At 62.7% G+C, this 23,045-nt stretch carries 22 protein-coding genes; 19 read left to right on the forward strand and 3 right to left on the reverse strand.

Features of this window, described 5'->3' with window-relative positions:
• The first annotated feature begins 46 nt into the window (after positions 1-46).
• Complete coding sequence (locus ABWK72_RS17115; RefSeq protein WP_367870784.1) at positions 47-1,147, forward strand: aminopeptidase; 1,101 nt, start codon at positions 47-49, stop codon at positions 1,145-1,147.
• 233 nt (positions 1,148-1,380) lie between these two features.
• Positions 1,381-2,871: a hypothetical protein gene (locus ABWK72_RS17120; RefSeq protein ID WP_367870785.1), complete on the forward strand. Its 1,491-nt coding sequence runs from the start codon at positions 1,381-1,383 to the stop codon at positions 2,869-2,871.
• A 460-nt stretch (positions 2,872-3,331) separates the two neighbouring features.
• On the opposite strand, the gene ABWK72_RS17125 is transcribed toward ABWK72_RS17120, so the two are convergent.
• Positions 3,332-6,706: a hypothetical protein gene (locus tag ABWK72_RS17125; protein WP_367870786.1), complete on the reverse strand. Its 3,375-nt coding sequence runs from the start codon at positions 6,704-6,706 to the stop codon at positions 3,332-3,334.
• Between the two features lie 308 nt (positions 6,707-7,014).
• Here ABWK72_RS17125 and ABWK72_RS17130 point away from each other — a divergent pair, with 308 nt between their 5' ends.
• From ABWK72_RS17130 to ABWK72_RS17145, 4 genes are all read left to right on the forward strand, one after another.
• Entirely contained in the window at positions 7,015-8,439 is a 1,425-nt protein-coding gene (locus tag ABWK72_RS17130) for a glycoside hydrolase family 10 protein (protein WP_367870787.1), read from the forward strand.
• 190 nt (positions 8,440-8,629) lie between these two features.
• A complete protein-coding gene (locus ABWK72_RS17135; RefSeq protein ID WP_367870788.1) occupies positions 8,630-8,842 on the forward strand; it encodes a hypothetical protein in 213 nt (70 codons plus the stop codon).
• Between the two features lie 26 nt (positions 8,843-8,868).
• Complete coding sequence (locus ABWK72_RS17140) at positions 8,869-9,087, forward strand: CDGSH iron-sulfur domain-containing protein (RefSeq protein ID WP_367870789.1); 219 nt, start codon at positions 8,869-8,871, stop codon at positions 9,085-9,087.
• Between the two features lie 47 nt (positions 9,088-9,134).
• Positions 9,135-9,359, forward strand: coding sequence for an addiction module protein (locus tag ABWK72_RS17145; RefSeq protein ID WP_367870790.1), 225 nt, complete (start codon positions 9,135-9,137; stop codon positions 9,357-9,359).
• A 2-nt stretch (positions 9,360-9,361) separates the two neighbouring features.
• Here the strand turns inward: ABWK72_RS17145 and ABWK72_RS17150 are convergent, their stop codons facing one another.
• Both ABWK72_RS17150 and glgP read right to left on the reverse strand, forming a co-directional pair.
• Positions 9,362-9,499 carry a hypothetical protein gene (locus tag ABWK72_RS17150; RefSeq protein WP_367870791.1) on the reverse strand — a complete coding sequence of 46 codons (138 nt, stop codon included), beginning with the start codon at positions 9,497-9,499 and terminating at the stop codon, positions 9,362-9,364.
• Between the two features lie 112 nt (positions 9,500-9,611).
• On the reverse strand, positions 9,612-11,270 hold the full coding sequence (glgP, locus tag ABWK72_RS17155; protein ID WP_367870792.1) for an alpha-glucan family phosphorylase: 1,659 nt from the start codon (positions 11,268-11,270) through the stop codon (positions 9,612-9,614).
• Positions 11,271-11,563: 293 nt separating this feature from the next.
• Here glgP and urtB point away from each other — a divergent pair, with 293 nt between their 5' ends.
• From urtB to ABWK72_RS17220, 13 genes are all read left to right on the forward strand, one after another.
• Positions 11,564-13,249, forward strand: coding sequence for an urea ABC transporter permease subunit UrtB (gene urtB / locus ABWK72_RS17160; RefSeq protein ID WP_367870793.1), 1,686 nt, complete (start codon positions 11,564-11,566; stop codon positions 13,247-13,249).
• Positions 13,249-14,385, forward strand: a complete 1,137-nt coding sequence (urtC, locus tag ABWK72_RS17165) for an urea ABC transporter permease subunit UrtC (protein WP_367870794.1) — start codon at positions 13,249-13,251, stop codon at positions 14,383-14,385. Before urtB ends, urtC begins: the two co-directional genes overlap by 1 nt.
• On the forward strand, positions 14,382-15,149 hold the full coding sequence (gene urtD, locus ABWK72_RS17170; RefSeq protein ID WP_367870795.1) for an urea ABC transporter ATP-binding protein UrtD: 768 nt from the start codon (positions 14,382-14,384) through the stop codon (positions 15,147-15,149). The genes urtC and urtD overlap by 4 nt, the downstream gene beginning before the upstream one ends.
• The gene (urtE, locus tag ABWK72_RS17175) at positions 15,146-15,871 is read left to right on the forward strand and encodes an urea ABC transporter ATP-binding subunit UrtE (protein ID WP_367870796.1); all 726 of its coding nucleotides are present in this window, start codon (positions 15,146-15,148) and stop codon (positions 15,869-15,871) included. Before urtD ends, urtE begins: the two co-directional genes overlap by 4 nt.
• 2 nt (positions 15,872-15,873) lie before the next feature.
• Complete coding sequence (locus ABWK72_RS17180; RefSeq protein ID WP_367870797.1) at positions 15,874-16,149, forward strand: hypothetical protein; 276 nt, start codon at positions 15,874-15,876, stop codon at positions 16,147-16,149.
• 10 nt (positions 16,150-16,159) lie between these two features.
• The gene (locus ABWK72_RS17185; protein WP_367870798.1) at positions 16,160-16,462 is read left to right on the forward strand and encodes an urease subunit gamma; all 303 of its coding nucleotides are present in this window, start codon (positions 16,160-16,162) and stop codon (positions 16,460-16,462) included.
• Between the two features lie 70 nt (positions 16,463-16,532).
• Positions 16,533-16,850, forward strand: coding sequence for an urease subunit beta (locus tag ABWK72_RS17190; RefSeq protein WP_367870799.1), 318 nt, complete (start codon positions 16,533-16,535; stop codon positions 16,848-16,850).
• Positions 16,851-17,126: 276 nt separating this feature from the next.
• Positions 17,127-18,848 carry an urease subunit alpha gene (ureC, locus tag ABWK72_RS17195; protein WP_367870800.1) on the forward strand — a complete coding sequence of 574 codons (1,722 nt, stop codon included), beginning with the start codon at positions 17,127-17,129 and terminating at the stop codon, positions 18,846-18,848.
• Positions 18,849-18,992: 144 nt separating this feature from the next.
• Positions 18,993-19,424: an urease accessory protein UreE gene (locus ABWK72_RS17200; protein ID WP_367870801.1), complete on the forward strand. Its 432-nt coding sequence runs from the start codon at positions 18,993-18,995 to the stop codon at positions 19,422-19,424.
• Positions 19,414-20,079 (forward strand): urease accessory protein UreF, encoded by a 666-nt coding sequence (locus ABWK72_RS17205; protein ID WP_367870802.1) that lies wholly within the window; start codon positions 19,414-19,416, stop codon positions 20,077-20,079. Before ABWK72_RS17200 ends, ABWK72_RS17205 begins: the two co-directional genes overlap by 11 nt.
• On the forward strand, positions 20,057-20,695 hold the full coding sequence (gene ureG / locus ABWK72_RS17210) for an urease accessory protein UreG (RefSeq protein WP_367870803.1): 639 nt from the start codon (positions 20,057-20,059) through the stop codon (positions 20,693-20,695). The genes ABWK72_RS17205 and ureG overlap by 23 nt, the downstream gene beginning before the upstream one ends.
• A gap of 34 nt (positions 20,696-20,729) precedes the next feature.
• Entirely contained in the window at positions 20,730-20,978 is a 249-nt protein-coding gene (locus tag ABWK72_RS17215) for an RNA-binding protein (RefSeq protein WP_367870804.1), read from the forward strand.
• Positions 20,979-21,287: 309 nt separating this feature from the next.
• The gene (locus ABWK72_RS17220; protein ID WP_367870805.1) at positions 21,288-22,982 is read left to right on the forward strand and encodes a hypothetical protein; all 1,695 of its coding nucleotides are present in this window, start codon (positions 21,288-21,290) and stop codon (positions 22,980-22,982) included.
• The last annotated feature ends 63 nt before the right edge of the window (positions 22,983-23,045 follow it).

A 23,045-nucleotide genomic window follows, 5' to 3' on the forward strand; every position in this document is an offset into this window, starting at 1 on the left:
TCACTTTTCGGGTTTGGCCTTTTGAAAAGCCCGGCTAATCAGGCGCATGCACGATCCCCGCATCGACCAACTCGCCCGCCAGCTTGTCCGCTATTCGACGTCCCTGAAGAAGGGTGAGAAGGTCCTGCTGGATCTCTATGATGTGCCGGAGTCGATCGGGCTGGCGCTGGTGCGCGAGGCGAGGGCGAAGGGTGCCTTTCCGGTGCTGCGCCTGCACAATTCCCGGCTGACGCGGGAGATGCTGAAGGGCGCGGAGGAGGAGCAGTACAAGGTGATGGCCAAGCACCTGCTGGCCGAGATGAAGGACATGGACGCCTACATCGCGGTGCGCGGCAGCAATAACATCGCGGAGAGCAGCGATGTGCCGGCGGAGAACATGAAGCTGGCGATGAAGCACATGCGTGCGGTGATCGACTGGCGGGTGAAGAAGACCAAGTGGTGTGTGCTGCGCTGGCCTTCTCCTTCCATGGCGCAGCAGGCGGGGTTGAGCACGGAGGCCTTCGAGGACTTTTACTTCAAGGTCTGCCTGGTGGACTACAAGAGCCTGGTGCCGGCGGCGACGGCGCTGAAGAAGCTGATGGACCAGACCGACGAGGTCCACATCACGGGCCCGGGCACGGATCTGAAATTCTCGATCAAGGACATCCCGGCGATCGTCTGTGCGGGCACCTGCAATATTCCCGACGGCGAGGTCTTCACCGCGCCGGTGAAGGATTCGGTGGAGGGCGTGATTTCCTACAACGCGCCGACGATCTATCAGGGCATTCCCTTCGACTCGATCAAGCTGACCTTCGAGAAGGGCAAGATCGTGAAGGCCGAGTCCCCCGGGAAGAACAAGGAGATCAACAAGATCCTGGATAGCGATGCAGGGGCGCGCTACATCGGCGAGTTCGCGCTGGGCTACAATGCGGCGATCAAGCATCCGATGCGGGACATTCTTTTCGATGAGAAGATCGGCGGGTCGTTCCACTTCACGCCGGGTCAGGCGTATGAGGAGGCGGACAATACGAACCGCTCGCAGGTGCACTGGGACATGGTGTGCATCCAGCGAAAGGACTACGGCGGCGGCGAGATCCGCTTCGACGGCAAGTTGATCCGGAAGGACGGGGTGTTCCTGCCGAAGGCGCTGGCGAAGTTGAACGGATGAGGCGAAAGGCAGAATTACTAATTACTAAATTCTAATTTTTAAACGGGTCAGTCGCTGCGCGAGGAAGTCGTTTGAGGGAGTGAGAAGATTCGCTATCGGCTAGGTTCCGACGCAGCTCCGGCGTTAAGAAGTAGGTTGGGACATGGCGGAGCGGTGTTGGCAGTAGAAGGGCGGGCGGGGGATTCGGTAGGGTGGCTTGAGCGCCCTTGTTGGGCTCTGCTCCGCCGCTTGCCATGATTTCACTTTCCCGCCACGCTGCCAGGATGATAGCCCGGTGGATCGTCTTCACGTTGCTGCTTCTCGCCGGGGCGGTGCAGGCGTCCGTGACTGCAGGATGGAGGATGCCGATCGAGGCGGTGGTGCAAGGGGCGAAGGCGGACGAGGTGCTTCCGAGGTTGGAGAAGCCGCCGGGCAAGTCGGCGTTTTTCGAGGAGGGGGATGTGCTGCGGGATCTTTCCAAGCTGGTCAGCGCGCGAGCGGGAAATATCCAGCTTTCGGGAGGGAAAGGTCATGGGGATGATGCGAACCCTTTCGAGGAAGCCAAGGATGAGGTCCCGGTTAAACCGGGAGATCCAGCGGCCGGACCTTGGACTGGAGATTGGGTGGTATGGAACGAGCGGTCCGGGATGGTGGTGGCGCGGGGTTCCTACAACGATGTGTTTGTGGTCGAGGAATCGCTGGGCTTCCCGGGCTTGCCCAGGACGATCCTGACCAAGTTTGAACTCGTCTGCGGGGACCCGGCCCGGTCGTGGTCGTTGATCGTGTCTGCCGACAGCGGGGGGAGAATCGAATCGGAGGCGGAGGGAGTCGAAGTGGATACGGATGCCGTTAGCTCCGAAACGGGGGAATGGGTGGATCAACGGTTCATGGTGTCTTGGGCGGTGGCTGACGAAACCTTCCGGGATGTGACGACAGCGTTCCTATTCAAGAGCGGTGAGCGCACGCTCATCGCGCGTCAGGGGTCCGGTGCCAGCCGGTGGGAACTCTTTGTCACCCCGACCGTGGAACTCGCAGGCGGGTTGCCGGTGAACGAGGCGCGACGGATCGAGCGAGACGGTCGGGTCGAATTCTGGCCCCGCAAAGCCGGGGATCACGGGCGTATCGTTGGTCGTTTGGACGACGGTCAGGAGAGTTGTCTTTTTCCGGTTCCCTTCCGGAGGGCGGTCTGGATGAGTGAAGGCGGAAGTTCGAGTGGTCCCTTTTCCCGAGTGACCTGTCCCGATGCGGTGGGGAACTGGATGCGAGGCGAGGTGGCGGACCTTCGCGAGAAGCTTTTGCCTGGCAATCCGGGCAAACTCAGCTTTGCGGGATATGATTCGCGCAGCGGGCGGGCAATGCTGGTGGGGGACGGAGAGGGCTTCGAGTGGGCGGAAGCCTTGCTAGATCCGGGGCTTTATTGTCCCGCACCTCCCGGGTTGCAGATCGAGAGCAATGGCGAGGCCGGGAGCTGGCTGCTCGCCTGCCGGACGGGGGAGAAGGCTTGCATCTCTTTGCGGCGAGGCGACGAGATTCAGGAGTCGTTTGCGGTTGAACCTTCGATCAAGGACGAAGCGGTGGAACTCAGGTTTACCATGGACATCATGCCGGAATCCGCGGTTACGGGTCGTATTGAATCGATGACGGTCCTGATGTCAGGAGTTCCTCGGGTTGTGGGCGCCGGGGTGCCTACAGGCGGGGGCGAGGAGGTGAAGTTCACGCTGATGGTTAGGACGTCACCGCCCTGAACTGTGGGTGTGATTCCGGCTTGAGATGATGGCTTTGCCCGAGAGGCTGCTCCTCCCATTCCTCATGGTAGCGGTTGTCTGGCCCAATGCTGCGGCAGCCCGCCGTGACCGTTACCCACATCGCGCGCTTCAGGGCCAGGGCCCGCCACGACGTCGCTTTCCACGACCATCGCGCGATGGATAGCGCCACCACGGTGGCTTCTGCGGGGCAGTGCCTCCGCGCTCCCGGGCGCTGACGCGTCGGATCGGCACAATGTGGTGTTGCCTACCGGTGAGTCCGCCTGAAGGCGGGACTACGTACCCTTGGGGGCGGGCTTTGTGGGGACCGCTTATGCGGTTGGGCTGAGGGCACAAAAAGGGGACGCAGCTTGCGTCCCCTTCGTTGTGGCGAGGCTGGTGCCTCGCGGTTCCGGTGTGCCGTCCGGCCCGCGGGTGCGGGCCGGACGGCGTGACGGTCTGATTAGTTCGGCTCCAAGCGGAAGAACACCTTGGCCGTGCCCGGGATCAGGGTCAGGTCCGAGACGTTTCCGGTGTAGGTGCTGGTTGGTCCCGCTTGGCCGGGATAGGCAGGGTTGAGGTCGTGCCAGACGGCCAGATTGTCCGAATACTGGATCTTGTAGTTGGTGCCCTCCTGCGAGTTCCAGCTGAAGCTGAAGGCTCCGGTCTGGGCATTGATGGAGATGCTGCCGATCGATGGCGGGGTCAGGACCGGTTGCGCGACGAGTGGCAGGCCGCCGGAGGTGGTGTGGCCGACGATGCGCCAAGCGGTGGAATCCGCGTCGTTCGTGATGTCTCCGGCGACGGCGTAGAGCTCGAAGTGAGCATTGCCGGTGCCTTCGTAGTACGCGAACTCGAGGTCATACTGGCCGACCGGCAGGTTGATGACTGCGCGGGCGTTGTTGCTGCCGTCGAGCCGGTAAACGGTGTTGGGCTGGGCCGAGTCGATGGTAGCGGTGCCGCTGACCCTGATGAAGGGGGTCGGAGCATTGACGATCCGGAACGCGAAGCCATCGTCCGAGGAGATCCCGAAGGTGTAGTTCCCGGCGGTGGTAATGTTCACCCGTGCGGTCGCGAGGGCGGCCACATGGTCCACAAGACCGGTGGCACCGAGGAACTGGCGTTCTGCGGGGTCCCGGTAAACGGCGGTCGCGTGGGTGGCGTGGAAGAGGCCGCTGGTCCAGGGAACCGGGTCAGTCTGACCCTCCGGCACGGAGTTCCGGAAGTTCAGGAATGAATAGACGCCCGTGAACTTGGGTGTCGCGGGGTTGTTGATCGCCGCGATGGCTGTCGGGATGTTCGTGAGGTTCGTGGCCGAATGGTAGAAGCGGGTGGACCACTGGGTCGCCGGTGCCTTCGGCAGTGTGGCGAACAGATCCACGGGAAGGATCGGAGCTGCCACCGGGACCGAAGGGTCGTTGGGGTTTCCGAGAAGCATCCAAGTGGAAGTCGCATTGCGGCTGGTGATGTTTCCAGGTGCCCAAGCCACTTCCAGCGAGGATCCGCCGGATTGCTCCACCTGCACCACCTCGATGGTGTAGGTGCCGGCGGCGGCGACGCGGTAGACGCCGAAGCTGGCAGCATCATTCGCTCCCGAATTCAGGAAGGTGGTGCTATCGAGGGGATCGACGCCGCTGCTGTTATTCGTCGGGCCTGCGTTGTTGATGATGTAAGGCCCGCCGAGAACGCGGAGGGCGAAGCCATCGTCGGAGGTGACGGCGAAGGTGTAGTCGCCCGGATTCGCAACCACCCACTCATAGCGGGCGATGGTGACGAAATGGTTGTCGTCCACCGGTGGTGTTACCACGGCTTCCAAGGGGAATCCGGTATTGTTCCGGAAGATGCCGTCGGCACCGCCGCCACCCGGCAGGAACGGGTCGCGGAAGTTGATCACCGGAACCGTGGCATTCACCACCGTAGATGCGCCGGGAGTCGCGATCCGGGTGAAGGCGTCGCGCAGGCCTGCGAGGTTGCCGCCAGCGTAGTAATTCCGGACGGCCCAAGAGCCGGGGACAGTGACCGGCTCAGCCAAGGGAGCAGCGGGGAAGAAGGGAGTGTCTCCGGCACCGCCGACGAGCGACCACTTGCCAGTGGTGGTATCGTCCGCGTGGTCACCGGGGGCCCAGGCGACTTCCGCATAGGAATCGCTGGTGCCCTCGAACCAGAGGTGGTCGATCTCATACTCACCGGCGGCGAGGGTTACCACGCCACGGGTATTGGCGTTTCCGGTGCCGAAGAAGTAGGCGATGGTGGAGGCATCCGAGGGATCGATGAGCCCGAGGCCGACGACCTTGTGGAAGGCTGCGCCTTTGATGCGGAGTGCGAAGCCGTCGTCGCTCTGGACCCAGAAGGTGTAGTCGCCGGGTTCGGTGATCGAGATCTTGGTTTTGCCGAGGGTGACGATGTTGTCTTCGTTGCCCGTGACACCGTTGGCAATGCCCGCGTCCCGCTTGAAGAAGCCGCGTGCCCCGAAGCTCGCGTCATCGGAGATATTGAAGTAGGGAGCGGTGGAATTCGCGATGGTGAGCGCCGGATTCGCCGCGATTGCCAGGGCGGTGTTGATCTGGGTAGGGCCAGCGATGGTGCCTCCGCGGATCGTGCGGATATTCCACTGATTGAGGGTGGGAGCGTCCGCGATAAAGGAGGCCAGGGGAAAGACCGGGGTAACCAGGGTTCCTGACAGAGTCACGGGCGTCCCGAGCTGATCTTGCGCATTGATCTCGAAGAAGATGTTGGCATGGGCCGGAAGCGGGACCTCCGGCACGTAGGTGACGGTGGTGACACTGCCGGTTTTGCTCACCGAGGTCGGAGTGACTATGTCGGTGTCGATCAGGAGAGACGTGACGCCGCCGGGGACGACCACCGAGCTCGTTTCGTAGTCGCTGATCTGGAAGACGTAGCCTTCCTGGTGGCTGACCTTGGCGCTGGTGACGGTGGCCAACTCGACCGGGTAGGTCGTAAGCTCCATGTTGTCGAAATGGTGGACCTGGTTGTTGCCACCGGTGCGAACGCCGAATACCAAGCGCCCCGGGCCGGGGACGAAGTTGGTTGGAAGCTCATCGATGACTTTCACCCCCTTCCACCAGACGTTGAGGATCTGAGTGTCGCGGTCCAGCTTCGCCTCGAAAGTGCCCCAGCCGAGGGCGTCGATACGCTGTTGGGCAGTTGCCGGGTCCGCTAGACGTGGTCCGGTCTGGAGCGAGTTGGGATTATTCGGGTCCACCGGGTTGATGACTGGAGCGGCGTAATGCGCGATCACCTGATTGTCCACGCGGACGCTGATGCCGACAACATCGTCGCTCACCCCCACGGTACCGCTGAAGTAGGCATCGAAGGCGATGGAGAGGCCGGTGGCGGTGCCTTCTTCGTGGCGGTCCGCTTCATTGTGGCCGTTGGTGCCCAGGGCGCCGGCGTAGGGAGTGCCGGTGGTGATGACGGTATCTCCGGCCCGGGCGAAATTGAGGCTGAAGCCGTCAGCGGGGGCGGTCCCGCCGCCTCCGACGCGGCAATCGATGGCGAAATCAAATCCGGCGACATGGAATCCGGGTTCGAAGTCCGGGAAAACAATGGTCTGGCGGAGGGTGCTGACCGCGTTGGTCAGCTTCAGGTAGCCCGAGTTATCGACTCCCCCGGTGGGGAGCCAGCTGGGACGGTTGACGTTTCCGAACGCTTGGTTCGAGAAGACGGTCAGCTTCGTGGTCGGGGACGACTCAAGGAAGGGGTCGCTGGCGTTGAAGTCGTTGTTATAAGTGCCGGCAATGGCCGGCAGGGCTAGGGCGGCGAATGCGGCCACGGCAATGCGCGGCAGCGGCACCATCCGGAATCGGAAGTGGCTCATGGTTATTCGGGTTTTTGATGTGGGGTTCGGACCGTACAGGGAGGTGCCGGGGGTCGGCATGAACCCTCTTGGGTTGGTCCATCCGATCAGCCGGGAGCGGGTATAACTCGGCAGCTAATCAGACAACACACTTCCAAACTTGCGCAGGGGAAGCAAGTACTCTCTTGAATGCTGACATACAGATCCCTGATTTCGGGGAAAGTGCGTGGAAGCCACCGACAGGCTTGTAGTGGATAGTAAGGATGGGTCTTGCGGAAGCGGGGCATCGCGGCTTGCAAGCGCCGGAATATCAGGGCATCTAAAGGGCCATGTTTGCCCGGGTCGCCGCCCTCACTTGTCTGCTCGCTTCGTTCTGCACTGCACAAAGCTATCGCCCGTCGGGTGAGAAGCCGCCGATGCCGGCGCGGGAGTTCCGGGCGGCATGGGCGGCGGTGGTGCACAATATCGATTGGCCGAGCAAATCGGGGATGTCGGCAAGTGCACAGCAGGGGGAAATGCGGGCGATTCTGGATAAGATGGCCTCCCTGAACATGAATGCGCTGCTGCTGCAGGTGCGCCCGCATTGCGATGCGGTCTATCAATCGTCCAAGGAGCCGTGGAGCCCGTGGCTGACGGGGACGATGGGGAAGTCCCCGGGCTACGATCCGCTGAGCTACTGCGTGAACCAGGCGCATGCCCGGGGGATCGAAGTTCACGCGTGGTTCAATCCCTTCCGCGCGCTTTCGAATGTGGGCCAGGCGTGTTGTGCGAGCCACGTCTCGAAGGCCTCGCCGAACATCACGAAGCGCTTCGGGAATCTGCTGTGGTGCGATCCTGCGGAGACCGAGACGCGGGCGCGGGCCTTCGGGGCGATCCTGGATGTGGTGCAGCGCTACGACATCGACGGGGTGCACCTGGACGACTACTTTTACCCGTATCCGGAAGCCGGGCGGGTCTTCGGCGATGGCCGCAGCCCGGCGATCCGGCGGAAGATCGTGGATGACTTCGTGCAGAAGCTGTATTCGGACGTGAAGCGGGCGAAGCCGTGGGTGCGGGTGGGGATTTCGCCCTTCGGGATCTGGCGGCCGGGCACGCCAGCGGGGATCGAGGCGGGGATCGATGCCTACGAGCAGATCGGCTGCGATGCGCGGAAGTGGCTGGCGAGCGGCTGGGTGGACTACCTCGCGCCGCAGCTGTATTGGCGGGACCAGCCGCGGAAGCAGAGCTTCTCCGCGCTGCTGGGCTGGTGGCGGCAGCAGGGGAGCCGTCCGGTGTGGCCGGGGATCGCGACGAGCCGGGTCGGCAGCTCGGAAGATCCGGGGCGGCCGGCGAGCGAGATCACGAAGCAGGTCGATTTATCCCGGAATATTGGGAAGAACTGGGCGGGGCACATCCACTGGAGCGTGAAGGGGCTGATGCAGAACCGCGGCGGGGTCTCGAACCTGCTGGCCAAGGGGGCGTATGCGCAGCCGGCGCTGGTGCCGCCGATGCCGTGGCTGAGCCAGCAGACCCCCGGCCGGCCGAATGCGAGTGCCACGGGCAATGGCAGCTCGGTGCGGGTGGCGATCCAGAGCGGGGACCGCTCGACCGCGCGCTATGCGATCCAGGCGCGCTACGGCAAGCAGTGGCGGATGGCGAAGGTCGTTTCCGCGGGTTCGAAGGATGTGGAGATTTCTTCCGTTCCGGATGCGGTAGCGGTCAGCGCGGTGGACCGGTTCGGCAATGTGAGCGCGCCCTTCGTGCTGACGCGTTGAATGGGACTTTGGTCCTACTGCGGAAAAAAGCCCTTGTTTCCCGGCACGAGACCTGTTGGAACGCGCCCCTCCCGTGCGGAAGCGCGAGGGGAACAAGACATTGAAAATACTTTACTTTTGCGAGGTATCCGGGGCATATGGCGCCCGTCCCGCAACTTCCGCCGGCCATGTGCCGCACCCTTGCTCCCTGATGAAAGTGCGATTGTTTGTAACGGGTTCTGCCACGCTGCTGGCGGCCTGGTTGGTAGCTACATTTTTGAACGAAGTCCCGGCTGACACCTACAGCCAGTCCGGCCCGGGATCGGTGCCGCTCTCGGCGAAGGCCGGGAGGTCTGCGGCCAAGGAGAAGCCGGTGGTGATCGTGGCGGACGAGGGGGTCGTGCCGGTGTCGAATCTGGAGTGAGCGGGGTTTTCCTGCCAAGCTATGGCATGGCTGAGGAAGCGCGGGAGCCGATCCAGGTGGAGATTGAAGCAGGCGTGCACTGGTGGTGTGCTTGCGGGCGATCCGGGCATTTGCCGTTTTGTGACGGGAGTCACAAGGGGACGGGGATTCAGCCGGTGAGGTTCGAGGCGGCGGAGCGGATGAGGGTGCGGTGGTGCCGGTGTAAGGAGACGGGGGTGTTGAAGATTTGGAGCGCGGAGGGATGAACGGTTCCGCGCGTGACGGGCGGCAAGATCGCGTGTAGCATCCGGACATGCCGAAAGCTTTGGAGATTCTTGAGGAAGCGATGACCCTGCCGAGGGCCGAGCGTTCGTTCGTCGCAGATCGCCTTTTGGAAAGTTTGGACGGCGAAGCCGGGCTTTCTCCGGCATGGAGCGCGGAAATTGCCCGGCGGATCGCTCGCCGCGAGTCTGGGGAAAGCAGCGCCTACAGTCGCGAGGACATCCGGAAGGACGTGCAAGCGCTTCTATCGAAATGAGGCTAGTGTATTTGGAAGAAGCTCGCACCGAGCTTCTGTTGGCCGTGGCTTGGTACGAAGAGTGTCAGGAAGGCTTGGGTAGTCGCTTCTACCATGAAATCGAAGCCGCGGAAGACGGCGTTCTCCAGCACCCGGAACACTTCCCCTACGGACTAATCTAGCACCAACCCGAGGCCGGATGCATCGAAGTGGTTGCAGTCATGCACCTGCATCGGGAGCCGGGCTACTGGACGAAAAGAGCCTAGATTACGCTCACGCGTAGATCTTCTCGTAGTATTCCGTGACCATGCGGTCGGAGTCGAAGAAGGGGACGACTTCGTTCATCGAGTTGAGGACCAGCTTCCACCAGCCTTCGGGGTCATCGTAGTAGAGCGGGAGTGCCTTTTCCATGGCCTCGTAGAAGCCGAGCAGGTCGTGGCGGTCGCGGGCGTCGGGGGCCAGGCTGAGATCAGCGGGCGGGATGATGAAGCTGTTGTGGTCGTCCTTCGAGAACTCGCAGACCCAGCCGTCATAGGTCGAGAGATTGATCGCGGCATTCATCGCGGCGGTCATGCCGGAGGTGCCGGAGGCCTCGCGGGTGACGATCGGGTTGTTCAGCCAGATGTCCGCGCCGTATTTCAACTGGCGGGAGAGTTCGAGTTCGTAGCCGACCAGCACGGCCACGTTCGGGTAGTCCTTGGTGATCTGGACGAGGTGATTGAAGGTCTCGATCGCGCCGAAGTCGAAGGGGAAGGGCTTGCCGGCCCAGATGATCTGCACGGGGCGCTCGTTGTTGTTGACCAGCGCGCGGAACATCCGGATATCGCGGGTAATCAGGTCGGGGCGCTTGTAGCCGGCGAAGCGGCGGGCCCAGACGATGGTCAGGGCGTCGGGATTGAAGAGCTTGCCGGTCTGGTTGGCGACGGTCTGGAAGAGGCGGGACTTCAGCTCGCGCTTGCGGCTGGCCAGCGAGGCGGTGTCGCCTTCCAGCCTGGCCATCTCGAGGCCGCGGTCCTTCCAGAACTTGCCGTTCTGGGCATTGGTCACGTGGGTGATCGGGCAGATGTCCGGGTAGCTTTCCCACATCTTGCGGGAGACGTCGCCGTGCAGCTTCGAGACGGCATTGGAAAGGTGGCTGAGGCGCAGGGCGGCGAGCGAGTGGTTGAAGACATCGTCCGCGATGCCGGTGACCTTGCGGACTTCGGCCATCGGCACGGAGCCGAAGAAGGAGAAGTCGTGGAGCAGCTTGAAGTCGTGTTTTTCGTTGCCGGCTTCCTCCGGGGTGTGGGTGGTGAAGACGAAGCGTTTCTTCACTTCCTCCAAGCTACGATGTTTCTCGTAGACGCGGAAGGCGGCGGCGAGGCCGTGGGCCTCGTTGAGGTGCCAGACTTCGGGATCGACGCCGAGTTCCTCCAGCAGGCGCGCGCCGCCGGCGCCGAGCACGATGTACTGGGCGATCCGGCGCAGCGGGTCGTTGTCGTAGAGGCGGTGGGTGATGGCGCGGGAGAGTCCGTCGTTTTCGTCGATGTCCGTGGTCAGGAAGAACATCGGGACGGTGCCGAAGACATCGGCGGGCAGGAACATCGCCTTGACCCAGACCGCGTGGCCGTGGACGGGGACTTGGAACTTGATGCCGGTGTCCTGGAGGAAGGCGTATTGCTTCTTGCGGAACTGGACGGCCATCTCGCGCTCTTCGCCGCGGGCCTGATCGTAGTATCCGTAAGTCCAGAGCATGCCGATCCCGCAGACGTTCTGGCGCATGGCCGCGGCGGAGCGCATGTGGGAGCCGGCGAGGAAGCCGAGGCCGCCCGAGTAGATTTTGAAGATCTGATCGATTGCGAATTCGCAGGAGAAATAGACCGCACTTTTCGAGAACTTGGGGTCGATCTCGTAGGGGTGAGCGAAGGGTTTCGGCAGGAAGGATCCAGGCATGACTACGGTCGCGGGGTTCAGCGGGAAAACAGGATGTCTTTGACTGCGGGACGCTTTGGCGTGGCCGAAGCCGCTCAGGCGTGCCGGAATCCGGGCGCTTTGTCGAGTCCCGGCCCGGGGGCATGCTGTTTCCGTACCAGCTTGTTCCCATTCCTGATGGCTTGGGAAGATGCGTGACAGATCGCGGGAGCCACGTGGCACGCCGGGTGCTTCTGCGTAAATTCACCATGCTGCACGCTTCGCCAGGCAAGTGGAGAGGATTGGACCGGAAGGTCTGGTGGGTTGTGGCGTTGATGCATCTCTGGTTCGCGCCGCTTCAGGCGCAGGATCAGGCGGCGCGGTCGGCCCGCGAGGTCGTCGCGGAGGCATCGGCACTGATCGATGTGGATCAGCAGAAGGCTTTGGTCGAGACGCTCGCTGCTGCCAGTCCCGAGGAAGTGGCGATTTGGTTCGCGAAGTGGAAGGAGGGCGAGATCTATCTCCTTGAGGATGATGCGGGCAATGTCTCTGCGGTCACCTTGGAAGGCGAGCCGGATGCGGAGGACAAGTATTCCCTCGCCTCGGTCGTCACCGGCAAGACCGTCGCCGGTGCCGATGGCGCGGTGATCCGCAAGACCAAGGACGAGATCACGATGGCGGATACGGATAGTTCCCTGCGCAAGGCCATGAAGGGCGTGACCGACCGGATGGCGCTTTCTTCAGCCGATCCGGTCAGGCGTTTGCGGGCGGTGAAGGATACCGGGCTGGAGCAGGATCCTAACAAGCTGGTGCTGCTGGAGCAACGCGCGGCGGTCGAGAAGAGCGGGAAGGTCAAGGCGGCTTTGGTCGAGGCGATGGCGCTGATCAAGCTGCGCTCGGAGGATCTTGCGGTGCGGGAGGCAGCGGTGATGGAGCTTGGTAAGATGGGCTCGATCGCATCGCAGGAGGCGATCAAGACGGTGCGCACTGAGGCTGAGACGGCGGGCCAGACGAAGTTGGCGGCGGTCTGTAGCAAGGCACTAAGCGACATCGCGGGCCATATCTCGCGGGTCAATACGGCGAGCACGGCATTCCACGGACTTTCGTACGGCAGCGTGCTGCTGATCGCGGCGATCGGCCTGGCGATTACCTTCGGGCTGATGGGCGTGATCAACATGGCGCACGGCGAGTTGATCGTTGTCGGCGCGTACACGACCTACGTAATCCAGAAGATCTTCGCGGCCGGACTCGTGTTGTCGCCTTTCGGGATGAAGATCAGCATTCCGGGATTCAATCTCACGGGCACGAGTTGGGGGATGTATTTCATCGTGGCGATTCCCGCGAGCTTCCTGGTGGCGGCCGGCGTGGGTTTGCTGCTGGAGCGTTCGATCATCCGCTTTCTCTACAAACGCCCGCTGGAATCCCTGCTTGCGACCTGGGGTGTTTCGATGGTCTTGCAGCAGCTCTTCAAGCTCGTCTTCGGATCGAACAACGTCCAGGTCGAGAGCCCGGCGTACCTCTCCGGGAACTGGACGGTCAATGATGTGGCCTTCAATTGGAACCGGGTCTTCGTCATCGCCTTCGCGGCCTTCATCATCTTCCTGACCTGGGTGATCCTGACCAAGACGCGGCTCGGCTTGCTGATCCGTGCGGTGATGCAGAACCGCAGCATGGCCGCCTGCATGGGCGTCCGCACGGAGCGCGTGAACATGATGACCTTTGCCTTCGGGAGCGGGCTAGCGGGCCTGGCCGGAGCCTTCCTCTCGCAGATCACGAACACCGGCCCGAACCTGGGGCAGGCCTACATCGTGGACTCCTTCATGACCGTCGTGGTCGGCGGCGTGGGCAATATCATGGGCACCGTGATCAGCGCGCTGGGCATCGGCATGGCCGACCAATCGCTGCAGCAAGCGTTGGGCAATCCGGTGCTCGGCAAGATCCTCGTGCTCGGTGCCATCATCCTCTTCCTCCAGTGGAAGCCTTCGGGCCTCTTCGCCACCCGTTCCCGTAGCCTCGATTGATGAATACCAAGCTCGCAGGGAAGACCCCCACGTTACTGCTCGCCGCCGCCGCCCTCTTTCTGGTGGTGGTGATGCCGGCCTTGAACGCCTCCGGTGCCGTCTCGGACTTCACGCTCAATACCTGGGGCAAGTACCTCTGCTATGCGATCCTGGCGATCGCGGTGGATTTGCTGTGGGGTTACACGGGATTGCTCTGCTTGGGGCAGGCGCTTTTCTTCAGTCTCGGCGGCTACATGTTCGGCATGCACCTGATGCTGATGATCGGCAAGCTGGGGCAGTACAAGAGCGATCTTCCGGACTTCATGGTCTTCCTCGGCCTGAAGGAATTGCCCTATTATTGGAAGCCCTTCCAGTCCTTCCCCTTCGCCACGCTGATGGTGTTCGTGGTGCCCGGTTTGTTGGCTGGAATCTTCGGTTTCCTGGCCTTCCGCTCGCGGATCAAAGGGGTGTATTTTTCGATCCTTACCCAGGCGCTGACCTATGGTGCCGCGCTGATCTTCTTGAGCAACGATCTGATCAAGATGGGCGGCAACAATGGCTTCACCGACTTCCGCAGCATCCTCGGCGAGGACCTCCGGACCCCGGAGGCCAAGCGGATGCTCTACATTGCCTCCGCCATCACGCTCGTGCTCGTCTTCCTGTTCTGCACTTGGCTGACGAAGAGCCGCTTCGGCCTGATCCAGCGGGCGATCCGCGATAGCGAAAACCGGGTGCTTTTCTCCGGCTACGCTGCGGCAAACTACAAGCTCTTCGTCTTCGTCGTCTCCGCGATGATCGCGGGTATCGGCGGTGCGCTTTACGTGCCGCAGGTGGGAATCATCAATCCTGGCGAGATGCTGACCGAGAAGTCCTTGGAAGCCGTCGTGTGGGTCGCCCTCGGAGGGCGCGGCACGCTTTACGGCCCGATCATCGGCGCGATCGCGGTGAATGCTTTCAAGAGCTGGGCCAGTAACAAATTTCCCGACCTGTGGCCGCTGATTCTCGGCGGGTCCTTCGTGCTGGTGGTGCTGTTCCTGCCGAAGGGCATCGTCGGCATCCCCGGCCAGATCCGCGCCATGCTGGCCCGCCGCGAAGGCCTCAAGCTGGCGGCCGAGGAAGACGAACTCATCGCAAGCACCGCCGCCAAAAGCAAATGAGCATGCAACCCTATCTCCTGGCCGCGGAGGGACTGAACAAGTCCTTCTCCGGATTCCAGGCCATCCGCGATCTCAACTTCGCCCTGGAGAAGGGGGAGCTGCGGACCGTCATCGGACCGAACGGCGCGGGCAAGACGACCTTCCTTGATCTGATCACGGGGCGCACCAAGCCGGATAGCGGGACCCTGCACTTCGAGCAGACCCACGATCTGATGAAGATGAACGAGTATCAGATCTACCGCCTCGGCATCGGTCGCAAATTCCAGACACCGACGGTCTATACCGACCACACCGTGCGGGAGAACCTGCTGCTGTCGCTGGCTGGATCGCGCAGCATCTGGCACTCGCTCTTCGGCCGCATCCGCAAGGAGCAGGAGGAGCGGATGGATGAGATCCTGACCACGATCAAGCTCACCGAGCGGGCCCATGTGAAAGCCGGCTCACTTGCCCACGGTCAGAAGCAGTGGCTGGAGATCGGCATGCTGCTGGCGCAGGACGCGAAGCTGTTGCTGGTCGATGAGCCGGCCGCGGGTATGACCGACGAGGAGACGCATCGCACCGGCGAGTTGCTGCTCTCGCTCGCGGGCAAGCACACGATCGTCGTGATCGAGCATGACATGGCTTTCGTCCGCCAGATTTCCCAGGGCCGGATCGTGACCGTGCTCCATCAGGGAAATGTCCTGTGCGAAGGCGCGGTCGATAAGGTCCAGAACGACGAACGCGTCATCGAGGTCTATCTCGGTCGCAAGAAAAAAGCCGCATGAGTGCCGTAGCCACCGAAGCCGCCACCCTCGAAGTCCGTGATCTCTCCGTCTCGATCGGCGGCAGCCGCATCCTGCGCGGCGTGAATCTGGACATCCGCCCGAAGACGGTTTTCTGCCTGATGGGCCGCAATGGCGTCGGCAAGACGACCACCCTCAAGGCGGTGACCGGGCTAATGGATACCAATGCCGGCAGCGTGAAATTTTTAGGCGAGGAGATTTCCCGCTTCAGTCCGGACAAGCGTGCTCTCAGGGGCATCGGCTTCGTCCCGCAGGGCCGGGAGATCTTCCCGCAGCTGACGGTGGAGGAGAACCTTTACGTCGGTACCATCGCGCGCGGTCGTAAACCGAAGCAGGAGGAACTCGACCGTGTCTTCACCCTCTTTCCGATCATCAAGGAGTTCCTGCCGCGCAAGGGCGGGATGCTTTCCGGCGGCCAGCAGCAGCAATTGGCGATTGGCCGCGCGTTGCTGACCCGGCCGAAGATCCTGATCCTCGACGAGCCGACCGAAGGCATCCAACCGAACATCATCGACCAGATCGGGGATGCCATCAAGATGCTCCGTGACGAGGGCGAGATGGCGATCCTACTGGTCGAGCAGTACTTGGATTTCTGCAAGGAACTCGGCGACGACTTCGCGATCCTCGAGCGTGGCCGTGTCGCTGCATCCGGCCCGATGACTGATTTGAGCGACGAGCTCATCAAGGAGTTTCTCACCGTTTGACCATGATCCGCCGAACCCTTGATCGCCTGCTGTTCGGGCTGCTCGTCTTCCTGCCAGCCATCGCCGTTGCCCATCCGGGCCACTACCACCCGGGGGAGGAGGACGAGTTCGACCAACTGCGCGCGGATCACTTCCACTTGCACGGTTACCTGGAGATCGGTTTGGCCACGCTGGCGCTGGCGGCCTATGCGGTGTTCCGCTTCCACTCGAACCGGAAAGTCCGGATCGGTGCCGCGCTCGCCCTCGGCGGTTCGCTGGCCCTGATCGCAGCCTTCTGACTCCGCGGCCATGCACCTTTCCCCGCGTGAACAGGAGAAGCTTCTCGTCGTCGTCGCCGCCGACCTCGCCCGCCGCCGCCGCGACCGCGGCCTGAAGTTGAATCATCCGGAGACCGTGGCGCTGATTACCGCCGAGATCTTTGAAGGCGCACGTGATGGCAGGTCGGTGGCGGAGCTCATGAGCTACGGCACCACGCTCGTCACCCGTGACCAAGTCATGGAAGGCGTCGCGGAAATGATCCACGACATCCAGGTGGAGGCGACCTTTCCGGATGGGACGAAGCTCGTCACCGTTCACCATCCCGTAAGATGATCGCGATGCATTTAAAATCCAAGATTCGGAATTTGAGATCTGAGATTTCAGATTTCAGACAGGCACTGCCATGATCCCCGGCGAAGTCATCACTGCTGCCGGCGCGCCGGACATCGAGATCAACGCGGGCTTGGCCAAGCTGAGCCTCGCGGTCTCTAACAAGGGCGACCGGCCGGTGCAGGTGGGGAGTCACTTCCACTTCGCGGAGGTGAACAGCGAACTCGATTTCGACCGTGGCGCGGCGCGTGGTTTCCGCTTGGATATTCCGGCGGGGACGGCAGTTCGCTTCGAGCCTGGAGATACCCGTGAGGTGCCGCTGGTTGCCTTTGCGGGCAAGCGGGAGATTTACGGGCTGAATAACTTGGTGGATGGGAGACTGGACTCGTAGTTCAGGCTGAAGATTTAACCGCGAAAAACGCGAGATGCCGCGAAATCTAAAGACAAGAGAGGAGAGAGCAGAAGCTTCCAAGCATTTGGGTTTTCTGCCTTTTAAATTTCGCGGTATTTCGCGTTGTTTCGCGGTTAAAATTGCCTTCGCAGCACGCAGATGGCTCGGGTCGCTGGTCGGATTTGAACCGACGACCTGCTCATTACGAATGAGCAGCCCTGCCTATGCTTTCATTCCGCTGCGGCATCCCACGAAACGCGCAGCACGCACTTTCCGATGAATCAAACCCGCGCCAACTATGCCGGCACCTTCGGCCCTACGGTCGGGGACCAGGTCCGCCTTGCCGATACGGAACTCTTCATCGAGGTGGAGCGCGACTTGATCGCGGAGAACGGCGGCTACGGGAACGAAGTGAAATTCGGTGGCGGCAAGGTGATCCGCGATGGCATGGCCCAATCGCCGCTCGCCTGCGATGCCGATTGCCTCGATCTCGTCATCACGAATGCGCTAATCCTCGATGCGGCGCAGGGCGTGATCAAAGCGGACATCGGGATCAAGCATGGCCGCATCGTCGGCATCGGCCATGCGGGGAATCCTCTCCTGCAGGACGGCATCAGCATGGTGATCGGCGCGGCGACCGAGGTCATCGCGGGTGAAGGATGCATCATCACGGCCGGGGGCATCGATACCCACATCCACTTCATCTGCCCGCAGCAGATCGAGCATGCGATTGCCAGCGGCACGACCACTTTGATCGGCGGTGGCACCGGCCCGGCGCATGGCACCTATGCCACCACTTGCACGCCGGGGAAGTGGAACATCCGCCGCATGCTTGAGGCTGCGGAAGCGTTTCCGGTCAATCTCGGCTTTCTCGGCAAAGGCAACTGCTCCTCGCCCGAGCCATTGCGCGAACAGGTGCTCGCCGGGGCCATCGGTCTGAAGCTTCACGAGGACTGGGGAACGACTCCTGCCGCGATCGATACCTGCCTCTCCGTCGCCGACGAACTGGACGTCCAGGTCGCGATCCATACGGATACGCTGAACGAGGCCGGCTTCGTCGAAAGCACGCTGGCCGCGTTCAAGGGCCGCACGATCCATACTTATCATTCAGAAGGCGCGGGCGGCGGTCACGCTCCCGACATCATCCGCGTCTGCGGCGAGGCCAACGTCCTGCCGTCTTCCACCAATCCGACGCGGCCTTTCACGGTGAACACGATCGACGAGCATCTCGACATGCTCATGGTCTGCCACCACCTCGACTCGCGGATCCCGGAGGACGTTGCCTTTGCCGAAAGCCGCATTCGCCCCGAGACCATCGCGGCGGAGGACTTGCTCCACGATCTCGGCGCGATCTCGATGATGTCCTCCGACTCGCAGGCCATGGGCCGCATCGGCGAGGTCATCACCCGCACCTGGCAGACGGCGCACAAGATGAAGGTGCAGTTCGGCAAGCTGGAGGATGAGGCTCATCCCGCCGCGGATAACTTCCGCGCGCTGCGCTACGTGGCGAAGTACACGATCTGCCCTGCGATCACCCACGGCATCGCGCATGAGGTTGGTAGCATCGCGGTTGGCAAGCTCGCGGATCTGGTGATCTGGAAGCCTGCTTTCTTCGGCGTGAAACCCGAGACGGTGTTGAAAGGCGGGCTCATCGCTTGGGCGAACATGGGCGATCCGAATGCCTCGATTCCGACGCCGCAGCCGATGATGTATCGGCCGCAGTTCGGGGCTTTTGGGAAGGCAATCCACTCGACATCCGTGACCTTCGTCAGCGCCGCTTCACTCGAAGCTGGATCGCTTGCGGACCTCGGTTTGCAGAAGCGCCTTGTTGCGGTGAAGGGCTGCCGGACGGTCACCAAGCGCGATCTGCCTTTTAACGACGCTCTGCCGAAGATCACCGTCGATCCCGAGACTTACACGGTGACGGCGGATGGGAAGGAACTGCGTTGTGAGCCCTTGGCGGTGTTGCCGATGGCGCAGCGGTATTTTCTGTTTTAGCCCTCCGCCCATGTCACGGCTTGCACCTTGGCTTCGTCCGCCTAAAGGCGGGACTACATACCACGTCCCGCGTATCCTCAGGGGACCACTCCTTTGCTTCATCCCGCATTCGTAGCGGCTTGGAAGCCCGCCTGCCCGAATCCCATGCATTTGATCCAGCGCTCACTCGCTCCGTCTTCGGACCTTCCGCCCGAAGACCGGCTCACGCTCAGTGCCGAGCGCCGCCAGTTCCTCAAGCGTCGCTGGCGTGGCGCTGCGGAGGACGGCATTGAGTTCGGATTCGACTTGGAGGACCGCCTTACGGATGGCTGCGTGATCTTCCAGCAGGGCGGCAAGGACTACATCGTTCGCCAGCTTCCGGAAGCCGTCTATGAGGTCTGCTACGCCGGGCCTGCCCATGCCGCCTTGGTCGCGTGGAAAGTCGGGAATCTCCATCTCCCGGCCCAGATCCTCGATGACCGCATCCTCGTGCTTCATGACGAGGCGATGGCCAATCTCCTCGAACGCGAGGGCTGGGCTTTCAACGAGCCCGAGGTTCTTTTTCAACCTCTGAAAGCCATGGCCCATGCCGTCTGATCCCTGGCTTTGGCTGATGCAGGCGAACGACTCCCAGTATCCCTCGGGAGCTTACGCGCATTCCTTCGGGCTTGAAGAGTTGGTCGAGTCGGGGGTCGTGAAGGATGCCGCGGACCTCGAGCGCTTCCTAGAGACCCAGATCCTCCCGGCCTTGCTGACCTTCGATCTCCCGTACTTCGTCCAGGCCCACGCGGCGGCGAATCAAGCGGACACCACCCGTCTGTTAGAACTCGATACGGAACTCGATGCCTGGCGTCTTCCCGCCGAGATCCGCGATGCCTCACGCCGCATCGGCTCGCGTCGTCTTGAACTGCTTCGCCAGCTCGCGCCCTCGCCGCTGGTCGAGGCCCACGCCGCGGGCTGCCCTTTCAGCCACCATCTCGTGGTTACCGCGATCGAGCTGGCATTCATCCCGATCGCCCAAGCCGCGCGGGCCTTCGGCTTCCAGACCGTCACCGGCTTCGCCACCGCCTCGATGAAGCTGATGCGGCTCGGCCAGAGCGCTTGCCAAGCCGTGGTCCGCCGCACGCTCGACCGGCTCGGCGCGGAGATCGATTCCGCCCTTTCCCGGCCGCCCGACGGCTGGTTTAATCCCTTGTTAGAAATCGCCTCACTCCGCCATGCCCGCGCCGATGCCCGACTCTTCATCTCCTGAAAAAATCTCCGCCAAGCGTCCCTTCCGCCTCGGCGTCGGCGGCCCCGTCGGCTCCGGCAAGACGATGTGCGTGCTGCGGCTCTCGCAGTGGTTGAAGGACGAGCTCTCGCTGGCGGTCATCACCAACGACATCTACACCCGCGAGGATGCCGAGTTCCTCCTGCGCGAGGGCGTGCTACCTGCCGACCGCGTCCGCGGCGTCGAGACCGGCGGCTGCCCGCACACCGCGATCCGCGACGACATCAGCATGAACATGGCGGCCGTCATCGATCTCGAGCGCGCGCATCCCGATCTCAAGCTGATCCTGATTGAGAGCGGCGGCGACAACCTCTCCGCCACCTTCTCGCCCGAACTCGTCGATGCCTACATCTACGTCATCGACGTCGCGGAGGGTGACAAGATTCCGCGCAAGGGCGGTCCCGCGATCCGCACCAGCGACCTGCTCCTGATCAACAAGACCGAACTCGCTCCCTACGTCGGTGCCGATCTCGAGCTGATGGCGCGGGATTCCGCGAAGATGCGCGGCAGCCGTCCCTTCCTCTTCGCCGACCTCAAATCGGAGAAGGGCAAGGATGACCTGCTGGCATGGCTGAAGCACGAATACCTATTCCTCTAGTACTAGGATTGGCGTTTTCCTTGACAATTAAGGAATGCTTTACAAAATCGCGCCACATTCAAGGAAAGGAGGCATGGTGGATAGCGACCTTTTGCATACGGAAAAGATCTTGGCGGACCGGAAGACGTTTTTCCTCGATCTCAAAGAAAACTCACGCGGCATGGTGGTGAAGATCACCGAGGACGTCAGCGGCAATCGTGACACGATCATGGTGCCGGCGGAGATCCTCGGAGATTTCATCGCCGCCCTGACCGATATCAAAGCGACAGCGGACAGCCGCTAGCGGGGACTCTTTGCGGGTGACGGAATGCGGGCTAACAGCCGCAGAACGGACGCGCCTTGTAAGGCGGACCCCGCAAAATCGCGTAGGTGGGCCTTCTTGGGTTGATCGATCCCGGGAGTGCAGGCATAGTGGCGGGCACTGGAATCCCTTTTCAGTCGAAATACCGGCACCCAACAGTATTTCCGTTTTGAACCGAGACATACCCCTTCACACGAACGCCGTCCCCCCGGCGCGACAAGGAGAGACCGCTGCGGACCGCTTTTCCGGTCGCTTCTCTTCATCGGGGCATTCTCGCTCGGACCTGCGGTCTTGGCCGCGGAGACCGAGGTCACGTGGCAACCTGTCACCGACTACTCGATCTCCTTTCCCGGCGACCGGCCGGACGCGGCTCCGCCGATCAATCCTTTCGAGAATTTCACCCACTTCGGCACGGACTTCGGCTGGATGGGTCCCGGGCAGTCGCGGATCGATGCGCACTCCGGCACCATCCGCACCAAGCCGGATGGCGAGTGGACTGGCACCTGGCACTCGCTCGCCGGCCTGGCGACGGAAGGCGAGCGCCTCTTCGACCCCGGTGATGTCACCGGTTTCGGCGGCCCGGAGGCCGACCGCGCACGGGTGATCGCCGTGACCGTGGATGCCCGCGGCCAAGGGACGCTGCGGGTCGAACTCTCGGATTCCGCGAAGAAAGTATGCTGGGCCCGGCCGATCAACCTGGTGCCCGGGGAGCGGACCCGCCAGCGCTTCGAGGTTCCCACCGGGGGACTGGGGCTGCTGAAATATGTCAATTGGGTCGCCGAGCCGGGCTGCGCGGTCGAGGTCTCCTCGATCGGCTTCGAGGTCGAGCACCGCAAGATGGCGCCGGAGGAATGGCTGTTCCGGATCTCCCTCGGCAAATTGCGCCGCTGCCACGATCCCGCCAGCGGCCTGACCCGCGACCGCGCTCACATTCCCGCCGGAGTCTTCGACTCGATTTCCTCCTCCGGCCTCCATGCGCTGGCCACCGCGACCGCCGCCCAGGAGGGCATTCTCGACAAGGAAACGGCGGCGGCGGAGATCCGGCGCACCGCGCAGACCATGTTCGGGATGCAGAAGGCGGCAGGCTTCCTGCCCCACTTCAGCCGCCGCGGGCCGGATGGCCGGGCGGAGATCCACCCGGGCACGGAATACAGCACGATCGACACCTCGATCGCCCTCCACTCACTGCGTCTCGCCGCCGGGATACTCGATCTGGAGGACGTCTCTTCCTCCGTCGCGCAGGCTGTGGCGGATCTCAATTTCGACCAGATGACCGACTCGGAAGGCTGGATCGGCCACGGCTTCACCCAGGACGGGACCACGCCCTTGGCCAGCAAGTGGCAGGATTGGGGCGGCGAAACGGCCTTGGTTCTCGCCTTGGAAGGGATGGTGCCCGGCCGGGAACCGCGCGGGCGGATGGAGCAGGGCGGGCGGGTTTTCCGCGGTGCCGCCTTCATTGCCGAGATCCAGAGCCTCTTCTACCCGGACTTCGATAGCAAGGTGCCGGACCTGGTCTCCGGGACCGTCTGGCCGGTGGCGCGCCGGGATCTTTACGAGCGGCAGGCCCGCTACGTGGTGGAAAACTGGCCGGACTCCGCCGCCGCGCGGCTCGGTCTCTTCGGGCTTTCCGGGGGCGAGGCTGGCATGCCCGGCGCCGGCTACACCGCCAGCGGCGCGGATATCCCCGGCTTCCGCTGGCTCCACCCGCACGCCATGATCATGGAACTGGCCCTGACCGGCCGTGCGGATCTGGCCACCGGCATCCGCAATCTCGGCCGTGCCGGACTCCTCTTTCCCCAAGGTCTTCCCGAAAACATGGAGGTCGGGCTGGTCCTCCACAATCCGATGCAAGGCTCCCTCAATGCCGGCTTCGAGACCCTGGCCGCCTACCACGGTTGGCGCCGGGGAGTTAATGACGTGATCGACGAAGCAAGCCGCCGCGACCCGATGATGCGCGCCGGAATCCACCGATTCTGGACCGACTGAGCCGCCTAACGGCTCCGTTTTTTATTCATTGCCGCATCGCAAACCCCGGCTTCACATTAACGG

The organism is Luteolibacter sp. Populi, assembly GCF_040801775.1.
GTDB lineage: Bacteria > Verrucomicrobiota > Verrucomicrobiia > Verrucomicrobiales > Akkermansiaceae > Haloferula.